Origin of the sequence: Pseudomonas sp. NPDC087336 (assembly GCF_044744285.1) — a bacterium.
Classification (GTDB): Bacteria; Pseudomonadota; Gammaproteobacteria; order Pseudomonadales; family Pseudomonadaceae; genus Aquipseudomonas.
In genome coordinates, this window is record NZ_JBIUYA010000019.1 from 109,470 (window position 1) to 122,862 (window position 13,393).

A 13,393-nucleotide genomic window follows, 5' to 3' on the forward strand; every position below is an offset into this window, starting at 1 on the left:
TTTCCTGGCGGTTTATCAGGCGTTTACGGTTGAGGTGTAAGCGGCAATCAATTCACTGCAGGCGCGGCCCGGTCGGTACCGCTGTTCGTCGATGCTCTGTACCGGGGTGATTTCGGCGGCGGTGCCGGTAAGAAAACACTCGTCGAAGGCGCCCAGTTCCGTGGGCCGGATCGTGCGTTCGATGACCTGGTAATCCAGCGCCCGGGCCAACTCGATGACGGTCTGGCGGGTAATGCCATCGAGGAAGCAATCAGGCACCGGCGTATGCAAGGTCCGCCCCTTGGCGAAAAACACGTTGGCACTGGTGGCTTCGGCGACATGGCCGCGCCAGTCGAGCATCAAGGCATCGTGGTAGCCGTGGTTTTCGGCGTCGTGCTTGCTCAGCGTGGCGATCTGGTAATGCCCGGACGCCTTGGCTTCGAACGGGCTGCTGCTGGGCGGCGGCCGACGCCAGGTGGCGGTCTTCAGGCGGATGCCGGCCATGCGCGCCGCCGGGTCGAAATAACTCGGCCATTGCCAGCAGGCGATCGCCACATGGACGCGATTGAAGCGCGCCGACGTGGAAATCATCTCGCTGCCGCGCCAGGCCACCGGACGTAAATAGCCGTCGACCACATGGTTACGTTGCAGCAATTGATGACTGGCCGCTTCCAGCTCATCGAGTTCGAACGGAATGGCGAAATCCATCAGCTGCGCCGAGCGATACAACCGCTCCGTGTGTTCGCGCAGCTTGAAGATCTTGCCGTTGTACACGCGCTCGCCCTCGTACACGGTGCTCGCGTAATGCAAGCCGTGGGTCAGCACGTGCAGGCGCGCCTGGGACCACTCGACGAACTCGCCATCGAGCCAGATCAATCCTTCGCGCTGATCAAACGGGATACCGCTCATGTCCTTGTCTCCCCAGTAATCAAGTGTCGTCCTAGGCCGTTTGCAGCAGGACCGGTATCAACTCCGGCACGGGCGCCAACAAACGCTCAGGCTCGGTCTGAAAGAAAAAAACGCGTTCGCCGAAGGCCGGGCGCAGCTCGTCGAACCAGGTCGCCTGCGGATCGAAGCGCGCATAAAAGGTACGCAATACCCATTGCGGGTCCCGGGCCTGGAGGAACTGCAGCACGAAGACTTTTTCCCCGGCGACGGTCTCGATGCCGTTGATCAAGACCTTGCCGTAGAAGGTGCTCATCGACGGCCCGCGCACCGTTCGCGCCAGTCCTGACACCGTGCGATACGCTGCCTGGAAGATCTCGAACGCCCGGGCCAGCGGCATCGCGAAGTAGTGGCTGGGGCCGGTGTCGCGCTCGACGAACATGTAGTAGGGCACCGCCCCGAGCCGTACGCCTTCGGTCCAGAGGTCCGCCCAATCGGCGGGGTTTTCGTTGATGTGGCGGATCACCGGCGCCTGCATGCGCAGGGTCGCGCCAGTTGCGCGAATGCGTTCGACGGCCTGCCGTGCGATGTCCTGGCGAATCTCCACTGGGTGGTTGTAGTGGCCCATGACCGACAGGTTTTTACCCGCTGCGACGATCCGCCGGAATAGCGCGAGCAACTCGTCTGCATCCTTGTCACTGACAAACCGCTGCGGCCAGTACGCCACCGACTTGGTGCCGATGCGGATGCTCTTGAGATGCGCCAACTCCAGCAGCGGCTCGATGTACCCGGCCAGCGAACGGGTGTTCATGATCAGTGGATCGCCACCGGTGATCAGTACGTCGGTCACTTCCGTGTGCACGCGCAAGTAGCTCAGCAGTTCCTGGGATTCCCGTGCGTTGAACTTGAGTTCCTCCTCACCGATGAACTGCGCCCAGCGGAAACAGAAGGTGCAATACGCATGACAGGTCTGGCCCGCGCCCGGAAAGAACAGCACGGTCTCGCGATACTTGTGCTGGATGCCTGGCAGGATTTTTCCGTCGAGGGTCGCGCCGTTGTGCGTCAGCTGCCCGGCCGGATGGGGGTTCATGCGTAGCCAGATCGCCTCGATCCGCCGCTTGATCGCGGCGGCGTCGTCCTGTTCGATCAGTTGTTTGAGCGAGGCATATTCATCGGCCAGCAACATGTCCTTGTGGGGAAAGGTCATGCGGAAAATCGGATCGTCCGGGATGTTGTTCCAGTCGATCAGCGTCCCCAGTACGTATTCGTTGGTGCGAAACGGCATGACCCGGGCCACGACCGTCATGGCTTCCTGCAGCTCAGGCGTGAGTCTGTGCCAATACGGTGTGTCGCCAATGGTGCGAGCGTTATAGGGTTTGTAGCGTTCGTGCTCCGACAGTCCTTGCATGGCAGCGCTCCTGTGATTGCCCTGACAGTCGCCTTAAACAACAGCCGGTGCGATGGCCGGCGCTTTGCGCTCTATGTCCATCCATGCCCGAACGCTGTCGCGATCCCACTGGCGCCGGACATACGCCGCGAGTCGCACCGGAACTTGATCGCCATTGGCGACCAGCCGGTTGAGCATGATCGCCAGATCAGTGTCGGCAATGCTCCAGTCACCGAAGAGGTGCTCGGCGCCCTCCTCCAGCAAGCGCTCGGCGACGAAGAACAGGCGCTCGACCGCGGCCTTGGCATCGTCGGACAGCGGTACGTCTTTCTTGCCGAAGTACACCAGGTCAAATGGGCGCTCTTTGCGGATCACCAGCAAATCGCTGCGCAACCAGGCCTGGAGTTGACGGGCCCGGGCGCGCTGCTGGAGGTCCTTGGGGAAAAGTCTTGCATGCCCTGGAGCGAGTTCCTCCAGGTATTCAGCGATGGCGGAAGACTCCGACAGTGAAAAACCTGCGTGAACTAAGGTGGGAATCTTGCAGGTCAGCGAAATATCACGATATTTCGCCTGATAGTTCTCTCTTGCCTTTAAATCCAGCGCGACAAATTCAAATGAAAGTTGCTTCTCCTTGAGTGCCACAAACGCTGACATCGCAAAAGCGCTGACAAAATCCGCGCCAACATAGAGTTTTATCCTATTGTTTTCCATGGAACACCCCCTTGCACTAAGTACATTAATCCGTTGCATTCGAGTCGATCGTAGTAAGTTGATCAGGTGCTGAACAGATACAGAAATTATCCGTTTGCATCGATACAGAAAATTCGAAAATGCAAAGCGCCAAGGGGCCGTCGAGGGCACGGTAGAAACGAAAAAAGGGAGTCCGCGAACGCGGACTCCCTGCTGTGAAACGGAGGGGAATTTACAGCTGGCGGGGGATCAGGCCCACGTTGTCGGTACAATTGGCGAGCAGCAGCGCCTGGGGCATGTTGCTGATATTGAGCATGGCCAGCGGCTCGGTGGCGCTGGTGTTGACGAAGCCGTGGCGGGTCCAGGCCGGCACCAGCAGCACGTCCCCGCGGCCTACGCACACGGCCTCGGCATCGCCCAGGGTCAAGGTGCCATTACCGCACTGGATGATGAACAGGTGCCACCACGCATGCTCATGGCCATGGAGCTGGGCGCCCGGTATCAGCCATTGCATGGACACGGCCATTCCGGGCGTCAACGAGCAGCCATCGAGGCTGTTGTCGTGGGCCAGCGCGACAATATCGACATCGCTGGCCTCAAGGCTCTGACGTATACCCGTAAGTTCAACGTCCTTCCAAACCCGTGGTTTAATCGGTTGGCGAACCAGACTTTGGCGAAAGTCCTTATAGGAAAAGAATGCACCTTGAACGTTATTCATGTTCGGGATCCAACTTATTCTGCAGAGTTGAGTCACTCGACCTTAGGCGAACAATTAAGCGCTGTAAAGCCGAACAACCCACACTTATAACGCAGAAGGTCGCAATGCCACGATCATGTCCACTTCCACTGCCGCGTTTTTCGGCAATTGATAAACACCGACAGTAGAGCGCGTATGTTTACCGGCATCGCCCAGTACGTGACTGAAGACATCCGAGGCGCCGTTGGCCACTTCGCTGAGGTCGACAAAGTCCGCCGTGGATTTCACATACACCGTGATCCTTATGAGCGACTTGATCTTGTCCAGCGAACCGATGGCATCGACGATCAACGCCAACCCGCGCATCGCGCAGAGGCTGGCGGCCGCTTGTGCGTCTGCCATGTCGAGGTCCAGGCCGACCCGCCCGGGGTATTGGATCTTGCCGTTCACCCGCGGCACCATGCCGCTGATATACAACTCATCGTGGTGGCGGATCAGCGGCGCGTAATGCCCGCCCGCGCTGTTTTCACCGTAGATGTCGTAGTCGAATTCCTTCGCCAGCGCGATGAAGCGTTCATCACAGGTCATGTGCTCAATCATTTGCCGAACCTCTTGATCAATACTGCAAAAAACATCGATCCCTGACACTCAACACGACACCCTTGCCGATGGCGCCAGGCTGGTGATCCCGATGCTTGATTCAACGGCCTCGGCCAGGCGCAGCAGGTCATTGCTGAGCTGCGCGTAGTCTTCGTTGAACAACACGATGTGGCCGATAAACGAGAAGTTGTCTTTCACCAGTGCGCTGACCGATTCGCCGATGCGCTTGCTCACCACCGACTCGAGCAGTTCGATGTCCAGCGAGCGGGCCAGGGCCTGGATGTCCGGCACATCTCGCAGGATGCCGCCGGTGGTCGCCCGCAGCAGGCGTATGCCGCAGTAGCCCCGAGGCACCGGCTCCTGGCTCTCGACCTGGCCTTCCACGGCCCAGCGGACCCAGCGCTCCCACGGGTCGAAATCGACGAACGCCTGGCGCGCCAGGTCCCAGATGTGCATGCCACCGGGGCGCATGTTGGTCTCCACGGCCGAAGTGCGATGATTGGCCCTGTAGAACACTTCGTTGTGCCAGGCACCGTTGTCCTGGGAAACCAACCCCGCCATGTGTCGGCCGGCAGCCATCAGTCGAGCCTGCACCTCAGGCGCCAACGGTGCGGGCACCACTTGCTGGATCTCGGCGCGGTAGGCACCGTCGGTGGTGGTTTTTTCGGTGATCCAGGTGCTTCCGGCGACAGAGTCCCAGCTGTATTCCCGGGCGTTCTGGATCAGCTCCTCGAGCACGATGCCACCTTCGCGATAGGGTTTGAGCGCTTGCCATGCGTCGTCGCATTCGGACGGGTGACGGATGACGCGGCAGCCCCGACTGGCACCTTCGCAGGCGGGCTTGATAAACGCCTTGCCGCCCAGCTCGATCGCGCGCTGACGCAGCTGCGGCAGGCTGTCGATACGGCAGGAAACCACCGGCCGGTAATCTTCGGGCGCCACGGTGGCCGTCGCTTCGAGCTGGCGGAAAATCTGTTTGTCCAACCCGGCCCGGGCCTCGGCGGGAGCAATACCGGGCAAGCCGAAATGACTGGCCAGCGCCGCACCGAGCAACACGCCACGGTCAGAAAACGGCAGCACGCCGATCAGCTTCCAGCGATCGGCATTCAGGCACCCCACCACCAGCTCGAGGGAGGTCGCCACGTCCTGCTCGGCCAGCGAAGTGCTGCAGACGTGATCCGCCACCTGGTCGTCATGGGGCTGGACCTGCTCGACCAGCAGGATCAGCCTGGCATCGTACAGCGACTTGCACAGATCGCGCAGCTTCTGGATATCGTGAACCCGACTGCCGTTGTACCCCACCACTACTACGCATGAAGTCGTATTCATAATGCCCCCGACTTGCAAAGTGAAAACCGAAACAGCGATGACTCAGTCATGCAACGACGCAATTGATCGGCGGTTGAGCCAGTACCAGACCACGATCCCGCCAGCGCCGATGGCCGCCAGCACCAGCGCGTTGTAGGGCGGTGGCGCGACCCGCATGATCAACACGGTCAACCCTGCGCCGACACCCAGGGACACTTCCTTGACGAACATGTTGTTCTGCTTGACCGAGAAGTAATCGAGGTGACTGAAGGCGCACTCGGCGATGGACAGCAGCGCCACCCAGATCAGCGCGCCGACCAGGGTGTCGACGTGGAACGCGGCAGGCGAAGACAGCACGGCAAAACCGCCGACGATGATGGCGATCACCGTCAGCACCTTGAAGCGCCCGGTGCTCTCGATCAGCTTCATGACCGGTACTTGCGCGAATACCACCACGGCGCTGTTGAGGATCAGCATCAGGCCATACCAGGCCGGCAGCTCGCCCGTCTTCAGCAGGATCGCCTGGGGCAGGATCGAGAACACACCGAACAGCTTGATGCCCATGATGACGCCGGCGATGACCCACGGCAGTTTGTTGCGCCAGCCGCTGCCGTCCTGGCTGGCGGGACGGGCCACCACGGGGTCGCAGGTGAAGGTCGCGCCCATGGCGATCGGCAGGCACAACAGCACGAAACCTGCGGCGCCGAGGAAAAACAGGGTCGGGGTCAGCAGCGGCGACAGCAGGATCAGCCCTGCCAGCAGGCTGCCCATGTTCATGGCGACGCGGTTATAGGCGGCGCCCTCCTTGGTCTGGGCCGCTTCGCTCTTGATCAGGTAGCCGGCAATCGCAATGCCGTAGGCAAACAACGCCGCGGCAAACATGACCACACCCTGGTTGCTGGTGACCGCCAGCAACACCAGCCCGCCGGCGGCGCACAGCAGCGTGACGCCCAACGAGCGGCGACCGAGGACCAGCAACGTCAACGGCAACAGCAGCAACAAGGCCCGATAACCCAGGGCCAGGATGCTGTTGGTGGCGGTATCGAGCCAGACGTTGGCCTTGCCCAGCACCGCGAACAGCGATACGGCAGTGATGATCCGGATGGTGAACAACCGCAGGTTGATCACCGGTTTGGCCACGACGACCGTTGTTTCGACACTCATGCAACACCTCACGAACCTGGCATTGATCGACCGCCACAGGTCGACCATCCAGAAAGTCTGTAAGGCGATGTTAGAAAGAGATGCTTGTCTTGATCAGAGCAAGTTCGTATAGAATCAAACGAACTTTACTGCTGGAGAGACCAGTAAAATGCAGGCTCAGCGAGCAGTGATCGCCGCTATCGAGTTCCAGCCGGGTGTGCCGCTGGTGCAGCAAATCGTCGATCAGTTGACGGTGGCGATCAGCAAGGGCGGCCTGCCCCACGGCTCAAGGCTGCCACCGATTCGCGAACTCTCCGACCTGATGCACGTGGGCAAGTCCACGGTGGTCGACGCTCTCGATCGCTTGCGCGCCAAAGGGCTGGTGGTGTCACGCCAGGGCTCGGGGCATTACGTGCACCGTTCGAGCACCACCGCCCAGACCAACGCCGGCCCCGACCTGTTGCCCCAGGACACACTCAGCGTGGTCCGCCGCGCGGTGCTTCTGGACAATGGCGCGCTGCGTCCTGGAGCCGGTTTCCTGCCGTCTTCATGGTTGCCTGCCGAAGAGTTGCTCAAGGCCGTGCGCGGCACACTTCGCGCAACGTCACTGCGCATGGGCGAATACGGTAACGCCAGCGGTTACCTGCCGTTGCGCCAGGCCTTGCGGGTCAAGATGTCGACCCTGGGCATCGAAGCGCCGGTAGAGCAGATCATTACCACCGCCAACACCGTACAAGCCATCGACATGCTGATGCGCCTGCTGGTCAAGCCCGGCGACACGGTGCTGCTCGATGATCCCTGTTACTTCACGATGCACACCAATCTGGCCTGGCACGGCGCCAAGGTCATCACCATCCGCCGCGAGTGCGACGGCATGGACCTTGATGCCTTGGAGCAGTTGCTGATCGCCCACCGTCCCGTGCTCTACTTGACCAACAATGCGCTGCACAACCCGACCGGCCACTCGTTCACGTCGGCGCAGGTTTACCGCTTGGTGGAACTGAGCCATCGCTACAATTTCCACATCGTCGAAGATGATCTGTACTGCGACATGCAGCAACGCCGAACGCCGCGCCTGGCCGCGAGCGGGCTGGACAACGTGTCTTACGTCTCTGGTTTCTCCAAGACCCTGACCGCCAACAGCCGCGTCAGCTTCGCGGTGCTGTCCCCACAACTCGCGGCGCGGATGGTGACCCTGAAAATGGCCTGCGGTGGCATGACTTCGGAAATGGCCGAGCAGATTATTTGCACCATGCTCAGCGACGGCAGCTATGCCAAGCACATGCGTCGTACGGTGGACCGGCTCTATGAGTCGAACAGCCGGGTGGCGGCGTGGCTGGGCGAAGCCGGGTGTTCGGTGTCTTCGCTGCCTGGAGAAGGCTTGTACATCTGGACGCGGCTTCCCGATGGCTTTGAAGCCGAGGCACTGGCCCGCAAAGGCCTGGAAATCGACCTGGTGCTGGCGCCGGGGACCATGCTCAGCAAAGCTGCGGATGGCAATCGGTTTCTGCGCTTCAACGTGGCGCACAGTGATCATGTGCAGGTGCGGGAGCGGTTTTTCCGCTTGCTGGACAAACCACAAAAATAACCGCCCACCACCAATCCCTGTGGGAGCGGCGGTGTCCAAAGGCATCCCGGCCAGCACATAGCCACGATTGTGCAATCCTATATTCACACGCTAACTTCGCCCGTCGCTGCCAATTCAGCGACCGGGCCTGAGAACTCGAACTAGATACAGGAACAAATTGGAGTTCTCTTTATGCATGCCCGCAATCCGTTCAAAATTAATTCTCTTGCACTTAGCACCTCGCGATCAGCAGGAGGTGAAGCCCAATGACCATTCCCCAAGACCTCAAAACCATCGGCCTCACCCCCTTCTCCTACCACGCCAACGAACCGCTTTTCCGCATCAACGCCGGTGTCCCGGTCACCTCCGCCCTCTCCCACGCCTCAGACCTGCTCCACCTCGCCAAACTGCTCACCTCAGACGCCGCTATGGTCCGCGACTGCGACCGACACGCCTGGGCCTCGCATTTCCTGCAGGACATGAGCAAGGCAATCATTGACGACGTGGTGAAGGTGCTCGATGCACCGTGCAACAACCGCAGTTGAATGAAAAGCCCCGTGTTTCTTTCAAAATACGGGGCTTTTTGGTGAACCGTATCGCGTCCTGAATAACGCTTACTCAAGTTGTTACTCGGCAGCAGCTTCGACTCCTTGCCTTTCCTCATCCTGCGCTATGAGCAAGGCTTGTGTGACCTGCTCGATGTAGTCAAACACCTCCTCCTGAACCGAATACTTGAATTGCTTACGGCGATGCTTTGAGACAGTGCCATTTTGCGCGAGGCACATCATCACCAAATTGGACAAGTCACTGCCCCTGACGTCATAGCGTTCATCGACTGCCTTGACGATCTTGTCGTAGTTTTCGAGAAAAATGGTCTTTTCACGCAACTCGACTTCAAGCGCTCGCTTAGCCATTTCCAAGGTAAATCGTACGCCTGGTGTGGCATCCCAGAAGCGATAGATCGCTGAGTGTCCCGTGAAGTTGAACGACAGATTCCCCTGATCAATCCATCGGACGTCCCAGAACTCACGCGCAGGACGAGAGAACTCCTGCAAGGCTTCCAGATACAGACGCTCTTCGCGTTTCATTGCAACCGAAACGGGGAGCAGAAAACCGTTCTCCAAAGCACCCGCACGACACAGCGTCTGGTGAATGAGAAAGCGAGAAAGTCGACCATTTCCATCCATGAATGGGTGAAGGAAGACGAAGCCGAATGAAATGACTCCGGCGGCAACCAGTGGGTCAATATGCTTTGTCGCCTCATTTCCCAAAGCCATAAGCTCGTTCATCAGCTCCCGACACAGATCAGGCTCAGGCGGGACATATGTCACGCCCGCAGCGCCTTGCAGACCATTTGCGAGGTGATTCTGCTCATGGCGGAACGCTGCAGCCATATCGTATGGATTGGAAATCGTCGCATTCTGGAGGTTCACCAAATAGTCCTCGCTCAATGGAATGCGCTCGTGTGCTTGCTTAAGCAGTTGAATAAAACGTCGGGATTTATCCTCGCTCGGCGATTCTTTCTCGATGGCAAACGAGTCCCGAGTTTCGTTCAGATAGGCCCAGTTGATCGCTCGATCCATCATTCCCGCTGGCAGGTTCTGGATGAATTGCTGGGCACGAGCAAGAATATCGTGCTCTAGCAGAGCAGTGATTTGAGGGGTTCGCTCAACTGTCGCACAGTAAGCCAAAGTGCCAAGACCGTTGAACTCCACCCGCCAGCGAGAGTTACGCTCCCCTGGCATCGTCAAATACTGCTTGGGGTCGAATAAGGGGATGAAGCTACCCTTTACCGGAGAGTGCTGGGCCAAGCCTTCACCAGTAAACGCCTCGTAAAGGAAGCAAGCCTTGCGGATGTAGATTCCGTTCGGAGCTTTTTGCAGCTCCGATTCAAGTGCTTGTGGAGAAATCTGAGGTAAAGCCTGGGCCAGGATGGTGAGGTTGATACCTTCATGCTTCAAGGCAAAGAGCACATGCCCCAGCAGATCGTCTGAAACAGGGGCAATTCCAGGTGGAACTGCCAATGTGTTATCGATTCGCTTAAGCCGTGTAACTGGCTGTACTCTGGCGGGTTGGCGCAAAGGAAAAGCTGAAAGCTGCAGCGTGTCTTGCAGGCAAGCGTATCCAGCTGAATTCATCGCGCAGATCCTCCTTTTGATCATGCCGCACATTTTTTCTTTAGTCGGCCAATAAAATCTTAATATTTAAAGATTATCTCAATTTTTTCTTAAGTCTCAGCTTAAATGCTTGTCAGTTGAAAGCGCATCAGCCTCGAGCGCTTGCACACTCCGCCAGAGCAGGCCGAGCGATTTATACGGTTCATACAAGAAAACTACCTGCTCGCGATGGCCGCGACGCGGACTAACAGGCGAGTCCTATGTTGGTCCGCTTAAGAAAAAATTGAGGAAACCTCAAAGTCTTAAGATTTTCTTGGCCTGCTTACTCGCGATGGTGGCACCTCGGCCCACCAGAAAGCCCCCAACAAAAAGCCCCGCTCTTCTCTCGAAGGCGGGGCTTTTCGATGCAGCGTCCAAACCTTAAGGCGCGTACGTCAGCAACAACTCGGTCGGCACTTTGAAGTCCAGGGACATCATCACGCTCAACGCGGTAATGGTGAAGATCGAGAACACGAACAGCTTGCGTGCCCAGACCGTGTCATCCACTGCCTTGTAGCCGGTCCAGGCCATGTACAGCCAGTACATGCCCATGGCCGCGGCGACGGCGAGGTAGCTCATGCCGGCGTAGCCGCTGAAGGTCAACATCAGGGTCGCCACGAGGAAGGCCAGGATGTAGAGCAGGATGTGCTTCTTGGCCACCTGGATGCCGCGCTTCACTGGCAGCACCGGAATCGATGCGGCCAGGTAATCGTTAAAGCGGAAGATCGCGATGGCGTAGGAATGCGGCATCTGCCACAGGCTGAACATCACCAGCAGGGTCAGTGCGGCCATGTCGAAGGTGTTGCTCACCGCGACATAACCGATCACCGGCGGCATGGCGCCCGACAGACTGCCCACCAGCGTGCCGTGAACCGACTTGCGCTTGAGGTACAGGCTGTAGAAGCCGACGTAGATCACGAAGCCGATCACGGCGAACAAAGCGGCCAACGGGTTGGCCACCTTGTACAACAACGCAACGCCGAGAACACCCAGGACGGTCGCATAGATCAGGGCCAGTTTCAGGGAGATGAGGCCCTGGACCAGCACACGGTTCTTGGTGCGTTCCATCTTCAGGTCGATGTCGCGGTCGATGCAGTTGTTGAACACGCAACCGGAGGCGACGACCAGGGAAGTGCCGATCATGGCTGCCAGAAACACGGCCAGATCGACATGCCCTTTCGAGTCCAGGAAGAACCCGCCTGCCACAGAAAGCACGTTACCGAAAATGATCCCCGGTTTGGTGATTTGGATAAAGTGCTTGAGCGACATCGGGTCTACCTCACTTCGCCATCATGTAGGTGTGGATGCTGAACATGATCCACAGCGACAGGCCAACCAGCAGGACGATTACGATGGCCGTAAAGACGAAAGCGATCACGTTGTTACGCTGAGCGATGGAACGGTCCAGGTGCAGGAAGTAATACAGGTGAACGATCACCTGGATCACTGCGAACAGCAGAACGATTGCCAGCGTGGTGGCCTTCGGCAGGCTCGGGTACATCACCAGACCGAAAGGGATGACGGTCAGGATCACCGACAGGATGAAGCCGATGGCGTACGACTTTACGCTGCCGTGGCCAGCATCATGGCTGTCATGGGAGTGTGCATTAGCCATTACAGGGTCCCCATCAGGTAGACAACGGTGAAGACGCAGATCCAGACCACGTCCAGGAAGTGCCAGAACAGGCTCAGGCAGCTCAGGCGAGTCTTGTTGGTCGACGTCAGGCCCTTTTTCTGCACCTGATACATCATGATCGCCATCCAGATCAAACCGGCGGACACGTGCAGACCGTGAGTACCGACCAGGGTAAAGAACGCGGACAGGAAGCCTGAACGGCTAGGGCCGTAGCCTTCGGAGATCAAAATGTGGAACTCGTTGATCTCCATCGCGATAAAGCCTGCGCCCAACAGGAAGGTCATTCCCAGCCAGGTCAGCACCGCCTTCTTGTTGCCCTTGTACAACGCCAGCATGGCGAAGCCGTAGGTGATCGAACTGAACAGCAGCAGAGCGGTTTCGCCCAGTACGTAAGGCAGTTCGAAGATGTCGTGGCCCGACGGGCCACCCGCTACGTTGTTAACCAGTACCGCGTACACCGCGAAGATCGACGCAAACAGAATGCAGTCGGTCATCAGGTAGAGCCAGAAACCGTATACGGTCATCTCGCCCGAGTCGTGGTGGTGGTCATCGTGCCCATGGTCACCATGGGCGTGTCCAACATTGGTCACTAAGTTCGACATGGTTTAAGCCTGTTCCAACGAGGTTTCAACACGGGTGGCGGTGGCCGGGATTTTCCCTGCCGCTACCAGACGCTTGTGCTGCTCGGCTTCGATGCGCTCGATCACGTCGACCGGCACCATATAGCCTTGATCATCACGGGCGGCGTGGATCGCGAAGTAGACGACAGTGCCTACCAGGCTCGCGATGGCCAGCCACCAGATGTGCCAGATCATTGCGAAACCGAACACGGTCAGCAGAGCACCCATGACCACACCGGTGGCGGTGTTGTTTGGCATGTGGATCGGCTCGTACTTGGCCGGAACCTTGTACGCGGTGCCGTTTTCCTTGGCTTCGGTGAACGGGTCGACGCAGTCGGCTTTCGGCAGCACGGCGAAGTTGTAGAACGGTGGTGGCGACGAGGTCGACCATTCCAGAGTGTGGGCATTCCACGGGTCACCGTGTTCGCACATGTTCTCTGGCTTCTTGCGGTCACGCACACTGACGTACAGCTGGATCAGTTGGCAGGCGATACCGACAGCGATCATCACCGCACCGAACATGGCGACGTACAGGTACGGCACCCACTCAGGGTTGGTGGTGGCGTTCAGACGACGGGTCATGCCCATGAAGCCCAGTGCATAGAGCGGCATGAACGCGACGAAGAAGCCCGAGATCCAGAACCAGAACGCTGCCTTGCCCCAACCTTCGTGCAGCTTGAAGCCGAACGCTTTCGGGAAGTAGAAGGCGAAACCTGCGATGTATA

Annotated in this window: 14 protein-coding genes; 2 read left to right on the plus strand and 12 right to left on the minus strand. The window is 58.7% G+C overall.

Annotated elements, in window-relative coordinates:
• Positions 1-15: 15 nt before the first annotated feature.
• The 7 genes from ACIO0C_RS19740 to ACIO0C_RS19770 all read right to left on the minus strand — a co-directional run bounded on the left by ACIO0C_RS19740 (position 16) and on the right by ACIO0C_RS19770 (position 6,710).
• On the minus strand, positions 16-888 hold the full coding sequence (locus ACIO0C_RS19740; protein ID WP_401314736.1) for a branched-chain amino acid aminotransferase: 873 nt from the start codon (positions 886-888) through the stop codon (positions 16-18).
• Positions 889-919: 31 nt separating this feature from the next.
• On the minus strand, positions 920-2,272 hold the full coding sequence (locus ACIO0C_RS19745) for a KamA family radical SAM protein (protein WP_401314737.1): 1,353 nt from the start codon (positions 2,270-2,272) through the stop codon (positions 920-922).
• A gap of 33 nt (positions 2,273-2,305) precedes the next feature.
• Complete coding sequence (gene yfcF, locus ACIO0C_RS19750) at positions 2,306-2,962, minus strand: glutathione transferase (RefSeq protein WP_401314738.1); 657 nt, start codon at positions 2,960-2,962, stop codon at positions 2,306-2,308.
• Between the two features lie 211 nt (positions 2,963-3,173).
• Entirely contained in the window at positions 3,174-3,659 is a 486-nt protein-coding gene (locus tag ACIO0C_RS19755; protein WP_401314739.1) for a cupin domain-containing protein, read from the minus strand.
• A gap of 84 nt (positions 3,660-3,743) precedes the next feature.
• A complete protein-coding gene (locus tag ACIO0C_RS19760) occupies positions 3,744-4,238 on the minus strand; it encodes a RidA family protein (protein ID WP_401314740.1) in 495 nt (164 codons plus the stop codon).
• Between the two features lie 48 nt (positions 4,239-4,286).
• Complete coding sequence (locus ACIO0C_RS19765) at positions 4,287-5,567, minus strand: acetyl-CoA carboxylase biotin carboxylase subunit family protein (protein WP_401314741.1); 1,281 nt, start codon at positions 5,565-5,567, stop codon at positions 4,287-4,289.
• Positions 5,568-5,609: 42 nt separating this feature from the next.
• Positions 5,610-6,710, minus strand: a complete 1,101-nt coding sequence (locus ACIO0C_RS19770) for a hypothetical protein (RefSeq protein WP_401314742.1) — start codon at positions 6,708-6,710, stop codon at positions 5,610-5,612.
• 148 nt (positions 6,711-6,858) lie between these two features.
• Between ACIO0C_RS19770 and ACIO0C_RS19775 the strand changes: the two genes are divergently transcribed.
• Positions 6,859-8,277 (plus strand): PLP-dependent aminotransferase family protein, encoded by a 1,419-nt coding sequence (locus tag ACIO0C_RS19775; RefSeq protein WP_401314743.1) that lies wholly within the window; start codon positions 6,859-6,861, stop codon positions 8,275-8,277.
• 245 nt (positions 8,278-8,522) lie between these two features.
• Positions 8,523-8,801, plus strand: a complete 279-nt coding sequence (locus ACIO0C_RS19780) for a DUF3077 domain-containing protein (RefSeq protein WP_401314744.1) — start codon at positions 8,523-8,525, stop codon at positions 8,799-8,801.
• Positions 8,802-8,882: 81 nt separating this feature from the next.
• Here ACIO0C_RS19780 and ACIO0C_RS19785 read toward each other — a convergent pair whose 3' ends face one another.
• The 5 genes from ACIO0C_RS19785 to ACIO0C_RS19805 form a co-directional block, all read right to left on the minus strand.
• Positions 8,883-10,394 (minus strand): Fic family protein, encoded by a 1,512-nt coding sequence (locus ACIO0C_RS19785; protein ID WP_401314745.1) that lies wholly within the window; start codon positions 10,392-10,394, stop codon positions 8,883-8,885.
• Positions 10,395-10,793: 399 nt separating this feature from the next.
• Positions 10,794-11,681, minus strand: coding sequence for a heme o synthase (gene cyoE / locus ACIO0C_RS19790; RefSeq protein WP_401314746.1), 888 nt, complete (start codon positions 11,679-11,681; stop codon positions 10,794-10,796).
• A gap of 10 nt (positions 11,682-11,691) precedes the next feature.
• Entirely contained in the window at positions 11,692-12,027 is a 336-nt protein-coding gene (gene cyoD / locus ACIO0C_RS19795) for a cytochrome o ubiquinol oxidase subunit IV (RefSeq protein WP_007916940.1), read from the minus strand.
• Positions 12,027-12,650 carry a cytochrome o ubiquinol oxidase subunit III gene (locus ACIO0C_RS19800; RefSeq protein ID WP_033038499.1) on the minus strand — a complete coding sequence of 208 codons (624 nt, stop codon included), beginning with the start codon at positions 12,648-12,650 and terminating at the stop codon, positions 12,027-12,029. Before ACIO0C_RS19800 ends, cyoD begins: the two co-directional genes overlap by 1 nt.
• 3 nt (positions 12,651-12,653) lie before the next feature.
• On the minus strand, positions 12,654-13,393 hold a 740-nt coding region (locus ACIO0C_RS19805), incomplete at its 5' end, for a cbb3-type cytochrome c oxidase subunit I (RefSeq protein ID WP_401314747.1).